The organism is Vibrio sp. OPT24 (genome assembly GCF_015163545.1).
Classification (GTDB): Bacteria; Pseudomonadota; Gammaproteobacteria; order Enterobacterales; family Vibrionaceae; genus Vibrio; species Vibrio cyclitrophicus.
In genome coordinates, this window is sequence record NZ_JADDYI010000020.1 from 1 (window position 1) to 19,917 (window position 19,917).

The window sequence follows — 19,917 nt, forward strand, 5'->3', positions numbered from 1 at the left end:
AGGCCGCGGCTCTGAACGTTCAAACGGTTAGAGATTTGTAGGCCCGCAGCGTCATCTTTTGCGCTGTTGATTTTAGAGCCTGAAGCTAGGCGCTCCATCGATGTTTGTTGTGCGCTATTAGCATTGTTTAGGTAACGTTGCGCTGTCATCGCTGAAACGTTTGTATTTACATTCACTGCCATGGTGATTTCTCCAATTGATTTTCCGGTATAGCGGTTTCCGACGTCTCGGAAAACCAAGTAGTTATCTCTAAGTTACTATTAATAACGGCGTGAGTGCTGAAACCTTTAGAAAAAAAACAACAAAATTAAAGAAATAGCGATAAAGGAGAAGAAAGCGTGACTAGTCGTGAAATTATCAAAAAAAGATCAAAAAAACGCTAAAGTTGTCGAGGAGTCAGTCGGGACAAAAGTTGTGTTTTTATTAACCAAAGGGCTTTGGTTAAGCTAGAACACCGTTATAAAATTAAACTTAATTTATTAGCCTAGCAGCGTTAAAGCTAGATTGGGAGCTTGCTTAGCTTGAGCCAAAATAGTGGTGCTGACTTGTTGTAGTATTTGTTGCTTAAGCATCTGAGTGCTTTCTTTGGCGTAGTCGGTATCTTTAATACGACTATTTGATGTCGCCAAGTTCTCATGAACATTTTCAAGGTTATTGATAGCATGATCAAAGCGATTTTGCATTGCGCCGAGTTCGGAACGATGGCTATCTACATACTTCATCGCTGTATCTAAAATAGAGACTGCACGCTGAGCACCACCTACATCAGTCACATTGATGTCATCGACTGACTCGTAATAACCCGCCGACATCGAAAGCTCACTGGCTAACGAACCTGAGAAAGAGATCGTGCCTGCCGTGTCTTCGCCAGACATATAGATCTGAAGCTGCCCTTCATCATTGACGGAAGCAGAGACGAGATCCGTTTGACCATTAATATAAGTCGCCAACTCTTCGATATCGTCGCCTTCTTTCGCGTTGATGGTGATCTCTTGTGGCTGACCAAAACGGTCAGTAAATGACATTGTCATATCATTCTGATCGGGCTTCACTTCCCATAAGTCACTTGCCATGCCGTTGGCAACATAGCTAAAACCACCCATGTTGATGTCGTCAGTACGCATGCTTTTTAAACCGATCTGCACAGCCTCACCTGAACTGCCACCGATTTGAAATGAAGAGCTACCAAAGCTACCGTTAAGAAGTTTTTTACCACCAAATGAGGTGGTTTCTGCAATTCGATTTAACTCATCATTTAAGGCGGTCACTTCCTCTTGGATCGCGGTTCGTTCCGATTGGCTATTCGAGCCGTTACTCGCTTGTAGTGACAAATCCCGCATGCGCTGCATGATATTGGTGGTTTCATTCATCGCCCCTTCTGCGGTCTGCATAATGGAAATACCGTCGTTAGCATTTCGAACAGCAACATCAATGCCACTCATCTGTGTTTCTAATCGATTCGAAATTTGCAAGCCCGCCGCATCGTCTTTTGCACTATTAATACGGCTCCCTGAAGCCAAGCGCTCCAAAGATTGGTTCAGCATGTTGTTGGCATTAGAGAGGTTTCTCTGGGCCACCAGCGCTGAGACATTCGTATTAACAGTTATAGCCATAGACCTTCACTTACAAAAAGATGAATAAAAATCACGATTGCTCTTATATCGACCAGTTCATATAAAGCTTTAATAAAAAAGGAGCCCTGAGGCTCCTTTTCTTTACTGCATACGAGGTTATTTACTTAATCGTTAATGCACTCAACATATCAGTCGAAGGCGCAAAGTAGTAAGCGCCTGTCACTGCTTTAGTGAAACGAAGCAGTTGGTCTGTTTTACCATCTGTCGCGCCGTACATACTCTCTAACATCGCATCAAAGTTATGACGAACATTACAGTAAGCAATGAACAGTAAACCATGATCGCCCGTAGCGGTTCCGTAAGGTAGGCTATGGCGAACAATCTTAAGGCCTTTACCTTCTTCTTTGATATCAACACGGCCTACGTGAGACGCAGCAGGAACATCATCAAGTTCAATTGAATCAGGCTTAGTTCGACCAATCACTTTCTCTTGTGCCGACACATTCAATCTATTCCAAGCTGGCAGGTTGTGTACAAAACGCTGCACCATCACATAACTACCACCAGCAAATTCACCTTCAGGAACAATCGCTACTTCAGCGCGCTGTGCGTCTTTCGGGTTTTCAGTACCATCAACAAAATCAGTCATATCACGAGAATCGAGGAAGCGGTAACCGTAGGTTTCATCAACGACTTCAACGTCCGCAGCGACTTCAGATAGTAATTTGCGTAGGATAAAGAAGTGCAGATCATGTCGATTTGAATGACAGTGAATCAGAACATCAGACAATGTGCTCGGTGCAGTGATATCACCCTCACCAAGCGCAGGAAAATCAATTAAGTCAGAAGGCGCAGCTTGCTCGAACTTATCCCAAAAAGCCTTTGAGAACGCAACCGATGCAGTTAAGTACGCATCTGGTTGAGTTTGATTAAGCTCGGCGATTAGATTCGGAAGCTTTTGAAGTTCCGCTAATACATTAGCAGCGTTAGCATTCACTTTTAATTGAACGTAAAGAGCGAAAGGCCCAGCTTCTGGCAAGATAGCACTTTGAATTTGAGACTGCTCATTTGAGATGTTAAGCATAGATTAATCCTTTCATTTTTAGCTTCTAAGTATAATTGTGAACGGGACAAATGTTTTGATGAGAATCAGTCTTCGTGCTCGACCGCTTTAAAGCAATCTTTAGCGGTATGACTATTGGTTAGATAAAGTGCTAACCACAGGAGTAACAATAAAGTTACCCCATTCGACCAACGAAACCATCCGTTGTCCAAATAGATTAAATAAAGGGTATGTGCTCCCTGTGCCAAAATAGCGATCATGGTAACCCAACGCCCCCATGACACCACTTTGTTCAAGCGTTTTCTATCTGGTGATCTCAACCCAAACAACCACATAATAAGTAAACTAGGAATGCTCAATGCGATCCCAATGTAGAACATGTGGTGATCTGGATAAATAATTTCGAGGATATCAGTTCCCGACTCTCTGCTAGCGCCAGCAACGATGAAAACAACCAAAGCTTTCGCCAGAAATAACCAACCCAACCATAATAAGATTGGGGCTTTCAAAAAACCGTTCTTATCGTATTGTTCTATGGAGTACCGCACAAATCTCACTTTCACTTAGTTTCAAACCAACACTTTAACGCAAATCATTCATACTTAACTAGGTTTGCGTTATCTTATTAGCTAATCCGCTTTAATTATCGAACTCAGTATGAAAAAGAAAACTAATACGCCGTCTGTTGAATCTCAACAAGAAGCTATGAAGATAGCCAAAGCAACTCAAAAGCCAGCTCAAACCAAAGAACAAACCAAACTGATCGCTCAAGGTATCGAAAAAGGCATCGCACTCTATAAAAAACAACAAAAAGAGCGCAGTCGCCAAGCAGATAAAGCCAAGAAACGCATACAGAAAGAAAAGCAGACTCAACAAGCTAATCTAGATGAAGAGAACAGTGTAGATACCAGTGTTGAAACAACATCAAACCACGCCAGTAAATTGCCGTGGCTACTATTAATCATAAGCTGGATAGGCTTCGCGATTTATTTGATGAAATAACAGGATAAACGTATGAAAAAGGAATGGGTTGCTTTGGCTATGAGTGGAACCCTTTTGGGATGCACGACACCGACTTCATCTCCTCACAATGAAGCGGACAAAGTACAAATGGATTTCCACGGTCTTATCAATATTGAGCAGTGCGAGTATAAAGGGGAGGTCACGGGTAGCGAAGGCCACTGGTATAGTTACCTCTTTTTCCCGAACGACACCTTGATTCAGGGCGCCATGAATGAACTCAAATCGAATACGATTGAGCTAGGCGCAGATACGGTGATATTTACACTTCCCCAAGACTTTAGCACTTCTGTCACGATGCTTGGCACAGCCTATCTGTGTGAGTAAGAAAATAGACAGATAAGTAAACCAGCATATCTGTATGCTCTGATTTTGCGACGCCCAAAAGAAAGCCAGCTTTCGCTGGCTTATGCACTAAATCCAAGGCTTGTCGCTATATCGCCTTTACGTTCTAGAACCCACTGACTATCAAACGGCCCCCAGTCGGATAACTGGTAATAACCATCATTATGACGTCGCCCATCTTGAACAAACATAAGTTCGATACCGATCCCCGGTAGCGCCTTGAGTACATCTTGAATCGTACGACGAGGCCAACCCGTTTTTTCGATGAGTTTAGGCACATTTGGCCTATCAAGGCTTTCCACTAACAATGCTAAATATAGCCGCCTTGCAAAAACAGGACTCAACTCCATTGACACCTCCTATATATGTGCAGCTCAATTATTTCTTTTTTCGCTGACAACATGTTGAGGCTGATCAATAAGTCTCCAATAGTGACATTTTCTTACTGTTTTTTTTCACTCTATGAAATATTCCTCACTCTATTTTGTCTGAATTGCCGCTTCCTGATAGGATTCAACTCATAACAATGAAATAAAATCACCCAAAGGAAGAATAATGACTATCACTATGTTTGGTATCCCAAATTGCGACACCATTAAAAAAGCAAAGAAATGGCTCGAAGCTGAAGGTATCGAGTTCGAATTTCACGATTATCGCAAGCAAGGCATCACAGAAGAGCTAGTAACAAGCTTCTGCTCAGAGCTTGGTTGGGAACTTGTGCTGAACAAACGTGGTACGACTTATCGCCAACTTTCACAAGAACAGAAAGAGACGTTAACGGAAGACAAAGCCGTGTCTCTACTTGTTGAGCAACCGGCAATGATTAAGCGCCCAATCCTAAAAGTGGACGGTAAGCTTCACATCGGATTTAAAGCTGACCAATACGCCGCTATTTTTGCTTAGAGCACCGCATTTATATCGAAAGACAACCGGACGTTGATCACTGATGCAACGCCCTAAAAATTAATGACTATACGTTTTATTTAAACAAGGAATTCAAGGATGACAGATAGCCCAACTTTGGCTCTGGCAAAAGATCTCATTAGCCGCCAATCAGTAACGCCTGAAGACGCAGGTTGCCAAGACTTAATGATTGAACGCTTAAAAGCGCTCGGCTTTGAAATCGAAGTGATGGTATTTGAAGATACCACTAACTTTTGGGCTCGCCGTGGCACAGAAGCACCTCTGTTTGCTTTTGCTGGTCACACAGACGTTGTGCCAGCAGGTCCAATTGAACAATGGAACACCAAGCCATTTGAGCCGACTATAGTCGACGGTTTCCTTCACGGCCGTGGCGCAGCAGACATGAAAGGTTCCCTGGCTTCAATGATCGTTGCCGTAGAGCAATTCATAGCTAAGCACCCTGATCACACAGGCTCAATCGGCTTCCTTATCACATCAGATGAAGAAGGCCCTTTCATCAACGGTACGGTACGAGTTGTTGAAGCGCTGATGGCGCGTGGTGAGAACATCGACATGTGTATTGTGGGTGAACCATCGAGCACCGAATACGTGGGTGATGTCGTAAAGAACGGCCGTCGCGGTTCTATCACTGGCGATCTAACGATTAAAGGTACACAAGGCCATGTTGCCTATCCTCACCTAGCGAACAACCCCGTACACAGTTCTCTGCTTGCAATCAATGAGTTGGCAACGACTGAGTGGGACAAAGGTAATGATTACTTCCCACCAACTAGCTTCCAAATTCCGAACGTAAGCGCAGGTACGGGCGCATCAAACGTCATTCCTGGCGAGTTTAACGTTCAATTTAACCTGCGTTTTAGTACAGAATTAAACAACGACATCATCGTTGAACGCATCACATCAATACTCGATAAATACGATTTCGAATACGACCTAAAGTGGACATTCAATGGCGACCCGTTCTTAACAGACGCTGGCTCGTTGCTTGATGCTATCGTGGATGCAGTTGGTTACGTGAACGACGTGAAACCCGCGCTATTGACTACCGGTGGTACATCTGACGGACGCTTTATTGCGCGCATGAAAGGGCAAGTGGTAGAACTAGGTCCGGTTAATGCAACCATTCACAAGGTTAACGAATGCGTGAAAGTGGCTGATTTAGAGAAGCTCACTGATATGTACGAAAGAACATTAGTGAATCTTTTCGCCAAATAGTGTTTCACCAGAGATTCATAGCATCCCATTATTGAGAGACGCGTTATGACACCAGAGCAGCTTACCGGACAATCAGATTCTCATCTGGAACCTAACCTGATTGGCGCCAAGACATTCTTGGTTCACAGTGATGTCAAAGATGATCTGAACAATTTGATTGAAGCTGCTCAACTTGCTGGTTTTAAAATGGAGATTGCCAGTGGCTTTCGCGACTATGAAAGGCAATCTCTGATTTGGAATCGTAAGTTTTCTGGTCAAGCGCCGATATTAGACTCAGAAAGCCAACCACTTGATGCTTCAACACTCAGTGAACAACAAAAGTTGTCGGCGATCCTAAGATGGTCTGCGCTTCCCGGAGCGAGTCGTCACCATTGGGGTTGTGATTTCGATGTCTTTGCTCGTAATCACTTACCTGAAGATATACAGCTGCAATTAGAGCCATGGGAATACCTTACTGGCCACCAGCAAGTGTTTTATCAATGGTTATCTGTTCATGCATCTCAGTTTGGATTCTTCTTTCCGTACAACCAAGACCTTGGCGGTGTGGCGATTGAACCGTGGCATATTAGCCACCGTAAGGTATCAGACTCGTGCTTATCACAGTTATCACCTACTTTACTTGGCAAGCAACTCCAATCTAAGCCAATATTAGGGTATGAGATTATTATGGAGCAGCTAGACGCAATTTATGCACGCTTCGTAGCAAATATCAATCATTAGGAGCGCTTATGTTGGAGTGGCTTACAAACCCTTGGGTTATCATCATCATCGTGGTTAGCGTTGTGGTAGGTAATATTGTTGCGCTCAAACAGACCGCCAATATGGATCTGACAGGTCGTAACAAAACAGAGAAAGACTTAGATAAGCTCAATCAATTAGATAAGCTTAACCAAGAGAAAACTCAAAAAGATGAGTCAACCGACAACAAAAACGCTTAATGTTGTTACTCTGATGGGCCAACCTAATTAGCGGAAAAATCGCTGCTGATTGCTCAACGAATATAAAAAAGAGGACACATTGTGTCCTCTTTTTTATTGGTTTTAGCTAATCATAGAGCTGATATGACTCAGCTCTATGATTTATTTTGTCGTGCTTACTCAGCTTTCGCTTCTTTGTCATCTTTGGTTTGGTCAGCAATATGCGCGAGTACCGGAACCATTGACTTAAGCAGCTCTTCTTCTACTGGTTTACCTGACGCATCCGTCACGTTGATCGACGTACGGTTGCCAAGGTCACCAAATAGGAAGTTGTATGTACCTGGCGCCAAATCGATAGGCTGTAGGCCAATTTCTTCCCAGAATTCATCATCTGGTGCAGCGTACTTCGCCTTTACCGTACCCTGAGATTGATTACGTTCTTCAAGCTCAAAGCCCATCGTCGGTAACAAGGTAGGCAGACGCTGCCAGAATACGTTGTATGGTGTACGAGCAATGATCACAGGGAAACCGCTGCGGTCAGCACCCATTGAAATTGGAATACGCTTCACCAACTCTTGCGCTTTCAGCGCAGCTTCAGCACGAAGGTTTTCATCGTACTTAGCCATGACTAAGTTGGTTAAAAACGCGTTATAACGCTCTTTATTGGTTGCGGTTACTGGTTTCTCTTCAATACCTTCACGCCAATCAATTAGGTTGATCTTGAAGCCATGGCGGTTATTTGTTTGGAAACGAGCGATAGAGTAGCGACTGCCAATCTCTACATCTTCATCTTCAGAAACCCAAGTTACCCAATCGGTCTCAATCTCATTCTCTGATTGTTCACGAATACCAATACCACGTTGAGCCAGCATATCTACTGCTGTTTGCCACACTCGGTCTGCTTCTTCAGCACGAAGAAGCCATAGCGTCACTTCACCGTTTTGACGCTCGGCACGAGCGCCCGGGATCAGCTCAAGAACCTGCTGTGGTGGACGAATATCCACTTTACGACCGGTACCACCACTAAACTCACCGCTTGGGATGTCAAAGTTTGGGTAAAATTGAGGTTGAGCATCTTCAGGCAATTGCCACTGTGAAAACTCAGGTGTTTCTAAGTATTCGAAATCATCTTTGGCTTGGCGACGTTGAGTCGGGCTGCCAGAACATGCTGTAAGAACGAAAACAGCCAGTGACCCAATCACTAGCTGGTGAGAATACTTCATTTATACTCCTAAATGCCGAAGGTTCGCTTCGGCATCACTTCATACGTTTTTAGTAAATGCACGCTTCAGTCATTGCTTGAGCAACAACAGGCTGAGCTGGCTCTGACAGTTCAGTCAGCGGTAGACGTAAGCCACCTTCAGCAATCAGACCCATTTTGTGAACCGCCCATTTTACGGGAATAGGGTTAGACTCAACGAACAGGTTCTTATGTAGAGGCATCAAACGCTCATTGATCGCTTCTGCTTCTTCAAACTTACCTTCTTTCGCTAGCTTGAACATGGTTGCCATATCAGCGGCTGCAACATTATTGGTTACAGAGATCACGCCATCGCCGCCACGCTTAACAAATTCTAAGCCAGTTAAGTCATCACCACTTAGTAAGATAAAATCTTCGCCACAAAGTTCACGGTGAATTGCAATTCTGTCGAGATCACCCGTCGCATCTTTCAGTGCAACGATATTTTCAATCTCAGAAAGACGAGCAACGGTTTCTGGTAACAAGTCTACAGCAGTACGACCCGGTACATTATATAGAATCTGTGGAACGTCGCTTACTTCAGCAATCGCTTTGTAGTGTTGATACAAACCTTCTTGAGTCGGCTTGTTGTAGTAAGGCGTTACGCTCAGGCAACCAGCAATACCAGAACCATTTAATAAACGGCTGAATAACACTGACTCGTGAGTTGCGTTTGCGCCTGTTCCTGCAATAACAGGAATACGACCATCTGCAAATTCAACGATCTTATTGACAACTTTGACATGCTCTTCAATAGTGAGTGTTGAAGACTCACCAGTTGTGCCAACCGCAACCAGACCATCACTACCTGCAGCAATATGGTGCTCAACTAGCTTTTTAAGGCTGTCGAAATCCACTTCACCATCTGTGTTAAATGGCGTAACTAGCGCAACTATACTTCCTGAAAACATGTCTATCTCCCTTAATTTATTCTTTTTGCATGTTACTGTAAGCCAATCAATAAACACAAGACATTAAAGTGGCTTACTGGCAACATCTGCATTAAATATTGTTGTATGTTTGAGGTAAGACGACTTCTAACGGCGTTCTACCTATAAATTTGGCTAACCTTTATTCAATCTAGCGGATGCCGCATCGCTGGATGTCAGTAACAGGTAAGCTGTTTCTTCTTGTTCGTTTCTTGTTTTTCACACACTAGATATTCCTATCCTATACAGCACGCGAGAAGCAAAATGCCTCATAAAAAGCCCCGCTCGCACGCTTATTCCTCGTGTTAACTGTGCTAACATGCAGCATCAATGGAATATATAGAGACGTGATTTTATGACTCAACATCTAGTAATCACAGCTGTGGGCACTGATCGCCCAGGTGTATGCAACCAAGTGGTTCATTTGGTCACCCAATCAGGCTGTAACATTATTGATAGCCGTATCGCCCTATTTGGCGAAGAGTTTACGCTTATCATGCTACTGTCTGGAAAGGCAAACAATATTACCCGGGTTGAAACCACCCTGCCTTTGCTTGGCCAAGAGCACGACTTGATTACGATTATGAAGCGAACCTCGCCTCATGATGTGATTGAGAACTCCTACACGTTAGAAGTTTTCGTTGAGTCAGATGACAAACTCGGACTGACCGAGCAGTTCACTCAGTTCTTCGCAGACCGTGATATCGGCCTCGACTCGCTTAGCGCACAAACCATCAACAAATCCAAGATTCAGCTCGATAACGACCAATTCCATATCTCTATTACCGCTTCTGTGCAATCAGAATGTAATTTGATGCAGCTACAAGAAGAATTCAATTCGCTGTGTCAGAGCCTATCAGTTCAAGGCTCGCTCAACTTTATCAAAAACAGTTTTTAAAAAGGAAATATCATGAATACGCTAACGGCTGGTGTTCCAGCACCTGCTTTTTCTCTTCCAGATCAAGATGGCAATATCGTATCTCTTGGTGACTTCAAAGGTAAAAAAGTCCTTTTCTACTTTTACCCAAAAGCAATGACCCCTGGTTGTATTGTGCAAGCTGAAGGCCTGCGTGATATCAAAGCACAGCTTGATGACCTAAATGTGGTTGTTTTAGGTGTGAGTGTTGATCCAGTCAAACGCCTACCAAACTTCGTTGAGAAGAAATCTCTGAACTTCACTCTGTTATCAGATGAAGATCACAGCGTTGCTGAGCAGTTCGGGGTTTGGGGCGAGAAGAAATTTACCCTTACAAATTTTTTATGACAGAAAATCTTGATGTTTTTTTATGACAAATCTATCTTTGATATGTGGGTAACATATCGAGGATTGTTTTGTGATAGAAACGCATGAAGAAAAATGTTCCGATGTTTATGATGACTACCGACTGCTGTCCATAGAGGTCGATACATTAGCAAAGCTACGAATTTCTACGAATATAAATACTGAATCTGGAGAGGTGACATACTCTCCCTACCTTTCCCCTTCCTATCTGGAATCCCGCCTAAAGAAAACCGATATCATTATTGCGCCTGATGGGACGGTTGTTTACCCACAATCCCTATACCTCGTATCTAAATTACGTGGTGAAGAGAAAGTCAAAGACACCGGGCCTATAGCAAAAGGCTTATTGGCTTTTACTCGTTACTTGGATTCCACTCACCATTACCAAGTTGATGAAAATGGTGTGGAAATACCACCTGAATACCTAACCTATAAAACGTTGTCCAAGTATGAAGAAGAAGGGGCACCTTGGCGGTTTGCTGAGTTTCTGCTTGCGAACTGCAATAATATTGAAGGAGCTAATGGCAATGAAGCTTTTAGTTTATCTACCGCTAGAAGTTATATGAGTGCCGTGATTGGATTCTATAAGTGGATGCAAAAATACGGCTACATCAAAAATAACGATCAGAATGTTGTTACCCACTACACAACTGGAACTGTGCATCAGGAGTTAAACCAACACGATATGTTGGCTCACACAAAATCAGGCTCTAAACGTACTTATGAAACCTCCAATATCATGAGGATGTTTCCTAAAAAAGAGAACACACCCGCCCATAAAAAGCTCAAGCCCATGCCCCCTGAGCACAAGGCTTTATTTAATGAACATGCAACGTCACTCCCAAAGTCGACAGAATTAATCTATCGGCTATGCACCGACGCGGGGCTTAGAATTGATGAAGCCATCCACTTCCCTGCTCACGACATAGGAAAGGCTGACTACAGTGATTTGGACACAGTTCCAATCAAAATCACTCGCACAAAAGGCAGTAAGGAACGCACCGTCGACATTCCCATTACGCTGTACGAAGAGCTAGAGATATACAAAGAAAGTTACGCACGACTTAAAAACCTAAACAAACGCAATGAGCTTGTTCCGTCAGGAGAGAAGTTAGATACCGTAGATTACCTATTTCTTTCAAATAAAGGGACGCCTTACTCGGTCAATACTTTAGAAACGCACTTTTCCAACCTTCGAAAACAGATACGCGAAGTGAACTCTTCTTGGTATTACCGTATTCATGATTTTCGTTCTACCTTTGCCACTCATTGGCTTTGGAAGGAGTCAAAAGAGCGTGATGTTGGCTATGACTACCTTATGGGTGAATTGGCTCAATTAATGGGACACGCCAGCACGTCAACCACTGAAAAGTACATTAAGTACATGAATAAGCTGGACGACCAGATCAGCATGGCTAAGTCCAAAAACCGCAAAATAAACGGAGGTTGGTCGTAATGGCGAAAAGTAAAATCGCAAGACAGTCCGAAGCTATTAAGCATGTGCGCAACAATCAAAATGTCATTCCTTTGAACCTGACGATCCCTTATAAAGATGCGCAATCAAGCAAACCAAAGCAGTTCGATGTTTCTCATTTATTGCACTTAGGGTGCAACAAAGAAAGCGAAAAAGTAGACAGCCGAACCGTATTTATCAGGTACTTTTGCGAGAAAGCTAACCAATATGTCAGTAATGGTAACTCAGCAAGAACCATTAAAGGACTCTACGAAAAGTTACGCGCCTATCTTACTTTTTGTGATGCGGTAAATGTTAACCCATTTACGGAAAGTGGGTACTTAAAGTATGCAGGCAACGATGGCGAATTAAGACATCGTATCAAGATGTTTAGACCTTCAAAACGCCTTTGGGAGTACACTCATGGTGAGGAGTTAGGCGTTAAAGAATCGACGGCTACATCTACGCTGTCACTTCTTCGTAATGCGCTCGATTGGTGTGGTTTGCCTGTTTCCAGTTGGGTATTGCTTCACCGAGTGTTTGCAAGAGAAAATACGCCATATAAGGGGTACTCCGATCAGGAAGAAAAGCTCCTTGTGACACGGTTAGAGGCGTTATTCTTCACTCTTGCACCACAGCTTATTGCTGCAAAAGAAAACAACACCCCCTTACCAGAAACGCTTCCGATTATCATTGGTCTTGGTTCACATGAGGAAATAATTCAAATCCCGACATCATTGGAAACGCAATTTACACAGCTAAGTAAAACTGGCACCGCTGTTAATGCTGGCGCAGCCTTTAACCTTACAATGGGCGCTGCCTATCATTTGATGTGCTTTTTCACTTCACTCAATGACAGCAACATTCGAGATATTGCTCACCCAATTAAGGTTCATACAGAAGAAAGAGATAAGAGCCTACAAGTGGTAAAAGTCTCAAGCCATAAGCCTCGCGCAAACAAAGAGGTCGATGCCCTATTGGTGGGTGAGCAATTTGACGTTGATAAGCGTGGTGGGGTGAAGTTTATCAAGTTACTAGAGCGACTATCCAAATTGTACGGCAATGATGAAGATGGCTCTGTGTTAACTTTCACCCTCAATAGCCACGCTGAGGTGAGTGATACCTTTAATTTGAATGAAATTAATAAGAAGCTCGTTAACCAACTACACCTGTTATCTCCGTATCGGACTGGCAGCCTACCTTGGTTCAAAGAGCTGTTTTACACCTACAGAAACCAACAAACCATCACGTTAAAGAAAGCCATTAGTCATCTGGGTCGCTCTGTTGTTCATAAAGAAGTCAAGGCAACGTCCAAATGCAGAGCAGGAGAAGGGGCGACCAATAGCGCCTACTGTATTTTATCTTGCTACACCGACTTACCGCTAAAAGGGATTTTGCTTCCGCTCACATACTCCGACAAAGACAGCAATGGCAATATTACCGTTTCTTTTAACTATAGAAATGGCATCGGTGGCTTCTTTAAAGTCCCCGCTTCTGATTTGGCTGTAATCAGAGATATTGAGCAATACGCTAATGAGAAGGCAGACAAGCAGCCCAAGAAACATGAGCGGCTACTGTTGACGAGAAGTAGCAGGTACGTCCCTAGAGATTGGGAGGGCTTCAGCCCTCTTTCAGGAGAGCTAATGAAAACTTGGTCTGTTGAAACAAACCATTACTACCTCTCTCTTCAATCGAGTCGCTGGCGAGAAATGACCAGTAACCAAGCCTACGCCGAAGGGGGGATTCAAGCGGCTCAAAGCTTACTCCAAAACGCAAAGGAAACGTTAGACAGAAGTTATCTGAACGGGCTTTCATCACTGAATAAGGCCATCATATCTCAGGGTGTGGAGGTCATAGAAAACCTCGATGATGATACAAGCCTAGAGCAAGCAAAAGACATAGTAGCTAAAAGGCGTGGGATTCCGATGTTGTCACACGATGAAGCGAAGAAAAAGCGTGAAGAAGGCAATATTAAAACTAATCCCAACGGGCTGACTTGTAATGGGCAGCAAGTCATTAATGATGGTAAGAATACGCAACGTGAAACGAACTATGCGATAGGCATAAACTTACCTTGTGCCGAATTTGATATGTGTCATAAGTGTCAATCGGCCAAAGCGGTAGATGACGTTGAGGCAATTTATAAACTCGTGTCATACATCGATGTTCTTAAAGAGGCCCTTGATATGTACCCTGATTCGAAAGGGGATATTCATGAAAAAATTGAACAGTATGAGTATACGCTAGATGGGGCGAGTGATGGTGTATTCGATGAGGCTATGACGCGATTTAATACCCAAGGTCGTCACCCAAGAATTTCCATCGACCACGCGCTTTTATCCCTATAGTTACGGAGGCTCACATGATAAAGCTCACTGACCTAGAACATCAAAACAAGCTTCTTAAAGCACAAGAAAATGTCGGCGCTCATGCAAATTACTTAATGGATGTATTAAAGCCTGCTATTGAGCGTGGCGATTGGAATGAACTCGAAAGCCTTGACATTGGCTTTACTGTTACGGGTGAATCATTAGGCAAAATTGGCGACGATGACACTTGGAGAAAACTACAGCCTTATTTTGAGCCAAGAGCAAAGAAAACACTTACCATTGATTTTACACTCGATGGCAAAGTCATTGAGCGCAATCTAAAGAACCAGCTTAAAATCCTCCTGCTTAAAATGATGTGGCTATCACCTCATGACCATTCATTTGGCACTCTTAGGGATTCATTAAATGACCTAAAAAAAGTCATCGCCCCACTGTTAAATGAAGGGGTTAACACGCTGTCCGCTTTAGACTTTGACCGACTCGAAGTCTGGGCTCTAACCGGCTTTACCGATATTGATTTTGAAAGAGCGTCAATTTACAACGGGTTAAATCGCCTTTACAAAGAGGCGAGAGGTTTACCGTTTGAGGTTAACTTAATCAAAAAGCTCAACGCGTCTGATTTTGGTTTAACAATCAAAGAAGCTGAGCAGTATGCCGTTATTCCACAGAGGCTTTACTATCTGGGCCTTCAACAGTCAGAAACTCTGATTAATGAAGCTTATGCCCTTCGTGATGAGCTAGAGCAACTGGCAGAATACATCGCCACCTACTTTGATAAGGCATATGAAGGTTATGCTAAGTATCTGGTCAGTGATGAAGCCCGATTTAAAAACGGTAAGATTCAATGGTATTTAGGTAAACAGAAATCAAGTGAAAAGCGCACCCTGGCTTTTCAAGACACCTTTGCAGCCCTTCATTCTCCAAGTGAAGAAGAGACTCTGGATCTCATACGCCTTCTTAAACCAGAAATAAGGAGCGACTACATTGATAAGTTACACACAGAACGTAACCTAACGATTGGACAGTGGACAATCACCAAACTAATGGAGGCTCAATCGCTTTTCAAAACGCTCAATGGTGGCTGCCTATGGGGCTTAATGGCTCGAACAGGAATGAGAACCGATGAAATGTATGATCTAAACACCGCTCAGGGCTGCACAACTGAAACAATAGACCGCCAGAAGATACACATTATCCACGCCAACCTATCAAAGACTGCCAAAGGCTCTCAATCAAAACAAGATGAGTTTGTCACAACCGAAATCGGCATGAAAGCGTATGAGGTGCTTCAAGCACTGCACACGCCACTCAGAAAGCGACACCCTAGCTCACAATCGTTTTTCCATAAAATAAAAGAGGATTTCAGAGAAATAAGAAAAAAACAATTAGGAATACATTCTCAAGCTTGGTTTGAAAATGCGATGGGTGAAGAGCTTGCGCTTACCAATGAAGACGTTGTTGACCTAAAAACATCGGACCCCAACTTATCGTTTGAAGTGGGTAAGAATTATGAATTTACAGGCCATCAACTTCGCCGCTCTTTTGCTTACTACCTTATTGGATATGAACTTTGCAGTTTTCCGCAACTCAAACAGCAGTTTAGTCATGTCTCTATGGCAATGACGCGGCACTACGCTAAAAACGCCAGTAAATTCCAAAAAATCCGACAAAAGAAAAAGACGCTAGCACACGAAATTGATGAGGAAAGAATCGACCAGAAAGCCCGCATCTACTTGAATATCTATCAGAAACTGGCAAACAAAGAGCGAGTTGCCGGAGGAAAAGGCAAAGAGTTTGCTAAGAACATGATGAAAACAGACCGAAATTTATTCAAGGATAAAGTAGATAACGAGATGTTATCTCTAAACTATTGGAAAAAGCAAATTCGAACTCAAAGTCGCCACATTCATGCCGTTGCGCCAGGGATATACTGTACTTCGACGACTTGTGGTTTAAGAACGCTAGTTAACCTAATGGAATGTGTGGACTGCAAGAATGATTACATCGTTGATGCCGTATTTGCTGAAGCAAAGCGTAAAGAAGCCGAAATTCACATGCTTTATGATATTGAAAACAACGAGCTCACTCCTCAAACCGCCTCTGAATCTTACATAAAAGTTCAAGCTGCTGAGCGCATTATGGATGATTTAGGTATCGACTTTGAGCCTGTGATTTTTCCTGATGAAGTTAAGAACTTACTCATCCCATACGGAGCGATTTCATAATGTCACAGATAACCAAAAATAAGCTAATCAAAGCATTGGAAAGGCTGCTGGATGGTGATGTAGCCAAGTTAACATCGAAAGAGCTGCGTAATAAAGCACGAAAGGGCAAACTTAAAATCAACAATAGCAATGTTGAAAAAGAAGCGGGCCTTTCCGCTGGCGCACTCAGAAGGCATAACGACGTCGTTTTAATGATAAAAAATAAATCATTAGAGGTACAAGTTGCTCAAGATGAGAATACAGACTCCCCTATTGAAGTGCTTCAAAAGGAAATAAAGGCGCTCAAAGGTGAACGAATGCGAGCCAATAAGAAGAAAAAAGAATATTACGATGAGGTTCAAAGCCATAAAGAGGCGTTAGCCGTTCAAGCAGCCACGCATATTAAGGTCGTTCAAGAACTAATGGAGATGTTACATGAAAGTCAGCGAGAAAAAGCGATGGATAAAATCGTATCGTCTCGTTCAGACAATGTTGTGACACCCCAATTTAGAAAACCAAAGTAGCGTAAAGCGCTACAACAAAAAAGATCGTCCTGTTTAGTGTTATCACTAGACAGTGACACTGAATTATCGATAAAAATGTACACTCTAACGTAATAAAAATGCTCTAAAAAGGACGTGGCGAAGAACGCTACGCCAAATACCATTAATTGAGAAAGTAAGGACAAAACCAATGGCAATCGAAGCCGGACAAACCGCACCAGATTTTACCCTTAATGACCAAGACAATAACCCAGTGACGCTCTCTGAGCTTCAAGGAAAGAAAGTGCTGCTCTACTTCTACCCACGCGCTTCGACGCCTGGCTGTACCGTTCAGGCTCAAGGATTGCGTGACACGAAAGCTGAACTAGATGCCCACAATGTGGTTGTACTTGGTTTAAGCCCAGACACCCCAAAAAAGCTGACCAACTTTATCAACAAGCAAGAGCTGAACTTCACTCTACTAGCCGATGAAGAACACGAAGTGTGTGAGAAGTACGGTGTTTGGCAACTCAAGAAGTTCATGGGCCGTGAAAACATGGGCGTTGTAAGAACAAGCTTCCTGATTGACGAGTCAGGCAACCTTGAACATGTGTTTAACAAGTTTAAAACCAAAGATCACCATGAAGTTGTGTTGGACTACCTAAACAGCAAATAACCGTCCATGAGCAATTAACTCTTCAACATGGGGGCAGGCATGATTGGCTACATTCGAGTATCAGATTCACAAAGAGCCGATGGCGAATCGTAAAGAGAAGCTATCAAGGCGTACGCCGCTAAACGTGGAATACAAACATCGGATTGGATAGAAGAACATGTGTCTGCCACCAAGACAAAACTTAGTGAGCGGAAGTTATCTTCCCTCATTACCTCTCAACAAAGCATCATTGTATCGGATATCACTCGACTGGGTCGCCACAAGGTAATGGAGTTGGTCGGCGATATCGGCCAAATAGCCTCATACGGTGAGCTGCACTTGGCATACAACGACACCATCATTAACTCTGAGAACGTTGATAATGCTGAAATCATTTTTACAGTTATTGGGCAGTCTTTTGCCAGCGCTGTAGAGGTCAAAAACGCTCTGAACGAGCCAAAGCAGGTCACGCTAAACGAAAGGCCAAAGGGCTATCATCTGACCGGCAGAAGGGACAGAAGGTTAAGTCCAGGCTTGATGAACATACGGCGTTTATATTGAACCTCCTCTACACCAAGATCTCCAAAGCTGAAATCCTAAGAAAACTAAACGAACGCGGTGTTTCGATTTCTAGAAGTAGATTTTACTCGTGGTTGGAAGCTAGGGGCTGCATAACAAGAAAGCTGAGTTTCAGACAGACATGTTCACTGAGTAACCGGCTCAGTGCTGATTCTCTCTTAATCATACTTGTGGATGTGGCGGTTCTAACAAGGTTCTGCCCCAAACTTTGTTAGAACTAATAGACAGTCCAAAGTAGCGATATGCTGTTTGAATTAAGTAATCTAGTGCAAAATGAATGGCAGATTGGACTAACATGTTTAATCCAATCAGGAGTGAGCAAGTAATAGAAATAGTGCTGACTTTTGTGATTATGCTTCTCTCATGAAAGTCAGCACTTTCGCTAATTAATTCACTTCTGAAAGTTTAAGATCGGGACTTTTTTTCTGATTTAGTAAGATACTAATCAACGCTAATACCGTAAATGCTAAGCTCGATAGGAATAGGTTTTCTACACCGAACTGAGCGATAAACCACCCAGCGACTATCGAGCCAATAGTGATCCCAAAATTTGAAAAAGAGATGTACAGACTATTTGCAAATACTTTCGCATCACCTGCATTATCCATAACCCATGTTTGGCTCACAACCAAACCAGCAGAGTGTACTGCACCCCAAAACGCGACCATTCCTACCATGAAGGAGAACGAAAAACCCATGAAGTATACAACAAGATAGATAAGGCCAAGTGTAATAGGGTAAAGCATCACGGTCTTTTTCATGTTTTTGCCAAGTAATTTACCAAAGATGAAGTTACCAAAGATACCAAACACACCGAACACCATCAGCATTGCACTAATCCACGTGCCGTTCATATTCGTTACATTACTTAAGTACTGAGTAATAAAGCTGTACGAAGAAAACATCGCTGCAAATACGAATATTACGGTCGATAAAGACAGCCACATGGACTTGCTACGTAAAATAGTTACTTGAGAGCCGAATGACATTTTTTCCTTTACAGGCGCGCTTTCCATCAAGAACATCACACTCACTAACGCAATGGCACAAGCAGTTAAGCCAAAGTAAAAGGCATAAGCGAGAGAGTATTGTTCAGCTAGAAAAGCGCTAATCGGAATACCGAAGACCAAACCAACAGCAACACCACCGAATACTTTTGCTGCGGCGTTGCTTTGCTCTTCTACTGATACCATAGAAGTAGCTGCTACCAATGCAACTGAAAAGAAAACAGCATGCATCAAGGCTGGCAAAACGCGAAATATCATCATGGTCGTGTAATCTTGCGTTATTGCGTACACAAGGTTCGATAGAACGAACAAGGAAAGTATACCAATTAAGACGTATTTCCTATTCCACCCTGACATCAATAATGTAATAAATGGTCCACTTACCGCCACGACGACAGCGTAAACACTGACTAACAGACCGGCTTCTTGTACATCAATATTAAAGTCTTTCATGACTTGAGGAAGGAGACCAATAATACCAAGCTCTGTCGTGATAACGCCAAAAACGGCTAAAGATAGAGCAAAGATAAACAAGCTTTGTTTTTTCATTTTTTCAACTCAAATTATTAATATGCGGTAATTACGTACCGTCGATATTGGTTGTTGTTAGAGCCCTAAGTCCAAGTGTCGGAAAAGTGGCACAAAAATGTTGTTTTTTATCCAATAAAAATGCCGTTTTCAATGTGATTGAATTCGGC

General features: G+C 42.9%; 19 protein-coding genes and 3 pseudogenes. 14 read left to right on the top strand and 8 right to left on the bottom strand.

Features of this window, described 5'->3' with window-relative positions; genetic code table 11:
- The 4 genes and pseudogenes from IQO02_RS05680 to IQO02_RS05695 form a co-directional block, all read right to left on the bottom strand.
- Nucleotides 1-182, bottom strand: a pseudogene (locus IQO02_RS05680) (flagellin B); the annotation flags it as partial.
- A gap of 297 nt (nucleotides 183-479) precedes the next feature.
- Nucleotides 480-1,613: a flagellin gene (locus IQO02_RS05685; protein ID WP_010436622.1), complete on the bottom strand. Its 1,134-nt coding sequence runs from the start codon at nucleotides 1,611-1,613 to the stop codon at nucleotides 480-482.
- Nucleotides 1,614-1,734: 121 nt separating this feature from the next.
- Entirely contained in the window at nucleotides 1,735-2,658 is a 924-nt protein-coding gene (locus IQO02_RS05690) for a Dyp-type peroxidase (RefSeq protein WP_010436619.1), read from the bottom strand.
- A 65-nt stretch (nucleotides 2,659-2,723) separates the two neighbouring features.
- Nucleotides 2,724-3,185, bottom strand: coding sequence for a DUF2919 domain-containing protein (locus IQO02_RS05695; RefSeq protein WP_010436616.1), 462 nt, complete (start codon nucleotides 3,183-3,185; stop codon nucleotides 2,724-2,726).
- A 109-nt stretch (nucleotides 3,186-3,294) separates the two neighbouring features.
- Here IQO02_RS05695 and IQO02_RS05700 point away from each other — a divergent pair, with 109 nt between their 5' ends.
- Nucleotides 3,295-3,639: a DUF2956 domain-containing protein gene (locus IQO02_RS05700; RefSeq protein ID WP_010436613.1), complete on the top strand. Its 345-nt coding sequence runs from the start codon at nucleotides 3,295-3,297 to the stop codon at nucleotides 3,637-3,639.
- A gap of 12 nt (nucleotides 3,640-3,651) precedes the next feature.
- On the top strand, nucleotides 3,652-3,984 hold the full coding sequence (locus tag IQO02_RS05705; RefSeq protein ID WP_010436610.1) for a DUF4156 domain-containing protein: 333 nt from the start codon (nucleotides 3,652-3,654) through the stop codon (nucleotides 3,982-3,984).
- Between the two features lie 80 nt (nucleotides 3,985-4,064).
- Here the strand turns inward: IQO02_RS05705 and IQO02_RS05710 are convergent, their stop codons facing one another.
- On the bottom strand, nucleotides 4,065-4,352 hold the full coding sequence (locus tag IQO02_RS05710) for a winged helix-turn-helix domain-containing protein (RefSeq protein ID WP_004741665.1): 288 nt from the start codon (nucleotides 4,350-4,352) through the stop codon (nucleotides 4,065-4,067).
- Nucleotides 4,353-4,557: 205 nt separating this feature from the next.
- Between IQO02_RS05710 and IQO02_RS05715 the strand changes: the two genes are divergently transcribed.
- The 4 genes from IQO02_RS05715 to IQO02_RS05730 all read left to right on the top strand — a co-directional run bounded on the left by IQO02_RS05715 (nucleotide 4,558) and on the right by IQO02_RS05730 (nucleotide 7,079).
- Nucleotides 4,558-4,905, top strand: coding sequence for an ArsC family reductase (locus IQO02_RS05715; RefSeq protein WP_010436602.1), 348 nt, complete (start codon nucleotides 4,558-4,560; stop codon nucleotides 4,903-4,905).
- 99 nt (nucleotides 4,906-5,004) lie between these two features.
- Nucleotides 5,005-6,141, top strand: a complete 1,137-nt coding sequence (gene dapE, locus IQO02_RS05720) for a succinyl-diaminopimelate desuccinylase (RefSeq protein ID WP_010436599.1) — start codon at nucleotides 5,005-5,007, stop codon at nucleotides 6,139-6,141.
- A gap of 45 nt (nucleotides 6,142-6,186) precedes the next feature.
- On the top strand, nucleotides 6,187-6,861 hold the full coding sequence (locus IQO02_RS05725) for a M15 family metallopeptidase (RefSeq protein WP_010436596.1): 675 nt from the start codon (nucleotides 6,187-6,189) through the stop codon (nucleotides 6,859-6,861).
- Nucleotides 6,862-6,869: 8 nt separating this feature from the next.
- Complete coding sequence (locus tag IQO02_RS05730) at nucleotides 6,870-7,079, top strand: DUF2897 family protein (protein ID WP_102282769.1); 210 nt, start codon at nucleotides 6,870-6,872, stop codon at nucleotides 7,077-7,079.
- Nucleotides 7,080-7,234: 155 nt separating this feature from the next.
- On the opposite strand, the gene bamC is transcribed toward IQO02_RS05730, so the two are convergent.
- Entirely contained in the window at nucleotides 7,235-8,281 is a 1,047-nt protein-coding gene (bamC, locus tag IQO02_RS05735; protein ID WP_016767915.1) for an outer membrane protein assembly factor BamC, read from the bottom strand.
- 49 nt (nucleotides 8,282-8,330) lie between these two features.
- Nucleotides 8,331-9,209 (bottom strand): 4-hydroxy-tetrahydrodipicolinate synthase, encoded by an 879-nt coding sequence (dapA, locus tag IQO02_RS05740; RefSeq protein WP_010436589.1) that lies wholly within the window; start codon nucleotides 9,207-9,209, stop codon nucleotides 8,331-8,333.
- 373 nt (nucleotides 9,210-9,582) lie between these two features.
- Between dapA and IQO02_RS05745 the strand changes: the two genes are divergently transcribed.
- From IQO02_RS05745 to IQO02_RS22425, 8 genes and pseudogenes are all read left to right on the top strand, one after another.
- Nucleotides 9,583-10,125 carry a glycine cleavage system protein R gene (locus IQO02_RS05745; protein WP_010436587.1) on the top strand — a complete coding sequence of 181 codons (543 nt, stop codon included), beginning with the start codon at nucleotides 9,583-9,585 and terminating at the stop codon, nucleotides 10,123-10,125.
- Between the two features lie 12 nt (nucleotides 10,126-10,137).
- Nucleotides 10,138-10,470: pseudogene (gene bcp, locus IQO02_RS05750) on the top strand (thioredoxin-dependent thiol peroxidase); the annotation flags it as partial.
- Nucleotides 10,471-10,561: 91 nt separating this feature from the next.
- Nucleotides 10,562-11,965 carry a tyrosine-type recombinase/integrase gene (locus tag IQO02_RS05755; RefSeq protein WP_016792138.1) on the top strand — a complete coding sequence of 468 codons (1,404 nt, stop codon included), beginning with the start codon at nucleotides 10,562-10,564 and terminating at the stop codon, nucleotides 11,963-11,965.
- Nucleotides 11,965-14,310 carry a hypothetical protein gene (locus IQO02_RS05760; protein ID WP_102385053.1) on the top strand — a complete coding sequence of 782 codons (2,346 nt, stop codon included), beginning with the start codon at nucleotides 11,965-11,967 and terminating at the stop codon, nucleotides 14,308-14,310. The genes IQO02_RS05755 and IQO02_RS05760 overlap by 1 nt, the downstream gene beginning before the upstream one ends.
- A gap of 14 nt (nucleotides 14,311-14,324) precedes the next feature.
- Nucleotides 14,325-16,517 (top strand): tyrosine-type recombinase/integrase, encoded by a 2,193-nt coding sequence (locus IQO02_RS05765; protein ID WP_016792136.1) that lies wholly within the window; start codon nucleotides 14,325-14,327, stop codon nucleotides 16,515-16,517.
- Entirely contained in the window at nucleotides 16,517-17,020 is a 504-nt protein-coding gene (locus IQO02_RS05770) for a hypothetical protein (protein WP_016792135.1), read from the top strand. The genes IQO02_RS05765 and IQO02_RS05770 overlap by 1 nt, the downstream gene beginning before the upstream one ends.
- 169 nt (nucleotides 17,021-17,189) lie before the next feature.
- Complete coding sequence (gene bcp, locus IQO02_RS05775) at nucleotides 17,190-17,654, top strand: thioredoxin-dependent thiol peroxidase (protein WP_016792134.1); 465 nt, start codon at nucleotides 17,190-17,192, stop codon at nucleotides 17,652-17,654.
- A 39-nt stretch (nucleotides 17,655-17,693) separates the two neighbouring features.
- Nucleotides 17,694-18,348: pseudogene (locus IQO02_RS22425) on the top strand (recombinase family protein).
- Between the two features lie 250 nt (nucleotides 18,349-18,598).
- Here the strand turns inward: IQO02_RS22425 and IQO02_RS05785 are convergent.
- Complete coding sequence (locus tag IQO02_RS05785; RefSeq protein WP_016792133.1) at nucleotides 18,599-19,768, bottom strand: MFS transporter; 1,170 nt, start codon at nucleotides 19,766-19,768, stop codon at nucleotides 18,599-18,601.
- Between the last annotated feature and the right edge of the window lie 149 nt (nucleotides 19,769-19,917).

Excerpts from the sequence above, each read along its gene's own strand:
- IQO02_RS05685 (WP_010436622.1), bottom strand. The coding sequence starts at position 1,613 with ATGGCTATAACTGTTAATACGAATGTCTCAGCGCTGGTGGCCCAGAGA.
- IQO02_RS05690 (WP_010436619.1), bottom strand. The coding sequence starts at position 2,658 with ATGCTTAACATCTCAAATGAGCAGTCTCAAATTCAAAGTGCTATCTTG.
- IQO02_RS05700 (WP_010436613.1), top strand. The coding sequence starts at position 3,295 with ATGAAAAAGAAAACTAATACGCCGTCTGTTGAATCTCAACAAGAAGCT.
- IQO02_RS05705 (WP_010436610.1), top strand. The coding sequence starts at position 3,652 with ATGAAAAAGGAATGGGTTGCTTTGGCTATGAGTGGAACCCTTTTGGGA.
- IQO02_RS05710 (WP_004741665.1), bottom strand. The coding sequence starts at position 4,352 with ATGGAGTTGAGTCCTGTTTTTGCAAGGCGGCTATATTTAGCATTGTTA.
- IQO02_RS05715 (WP_010436602.1), top strand. The coding sequence starts at position 4,558 with ATGACTATCACTATGTTTGGTATCCCAAATTGCGACACCATTAAAAAA.
- dapE (WP_010436599.1), top strand. The coding sequence starts at position 5,005 with ATGACAGATAGCCCAACTTTGGCTCTGGCAAAAGATCTCATTAGCCGC.
- IQO02_RS05725 (WP_010436596.1), top strand. The coding sequence starts at position 6,187 with ATGACACCAGAGCAGCTTACCGGACAATCAGATTCTCATCTGGAACCT.
- IQO02_RS05730 (WP_102282769.1), top strand. The coding sequence starts at position 6,870 with ATGTTGGAGTGGCTTACAAACCCTTGGGTTATCATCATCATCGTGGTT.
- bamC (WP_016767915.1), bottom strand. The coding sequence starts at position 8,281 with ATGAAGTATTCTCACCAGCTAGTGATTGGGTCACTGGCTGTTTTCGTT.
- dapA (WP_010436589.1), bottom strand. The coding sequence starts at position 9,209 with ATGTTTTCAGGAAGTATAGTTGCGCTAGTTACGCCATTTAACACAGAT.
- IQO02_RS05745 (WP_010436587.1), top strand. The coding sequence starts at position 9,583 with ATGACTCAACATCTAGTAATCACAGCTGTGGGCACTGATCGCCCAGGT.
- IQO02_RS05760 (WP_102385053.1), top strand. The coding sequence starts at position 11,965 with ATGGCGAAAAGTAAAATCGCAAGACAGTCCGAAGCTATTAAGCATGTG.
- IQO02_RS05765 (WP_016792136.1), top strand. The coding sequence starts at position 14,325 with ATGATAAAGCTCACTGACCTAGAACATCAAAACAAGCTTCTTAAAGCA.
- IQO02_RS05770 (WP_016792135.1), top strand. The coding sequence starts at position 16,517 with ATGTCACAGATAACCAAAAATAAGCTAATCAAAGCATTGGAAAGGCTG.
- bcp (WP_016792134.1), top strand. The coding sequence starts at position 17,190 with ATGGCAATCGAAGCCGGACAAACCGCACCAGATTTTACCCTTAATGAC.
- IQO02_RS05785 (WP_016792133.1), bottom strand. The coding sequence starts at position 19,768 with ATGAAAAAACAAAGCTTGTTTATCTTTGCTCTATCTTTAGCCGTTTTT.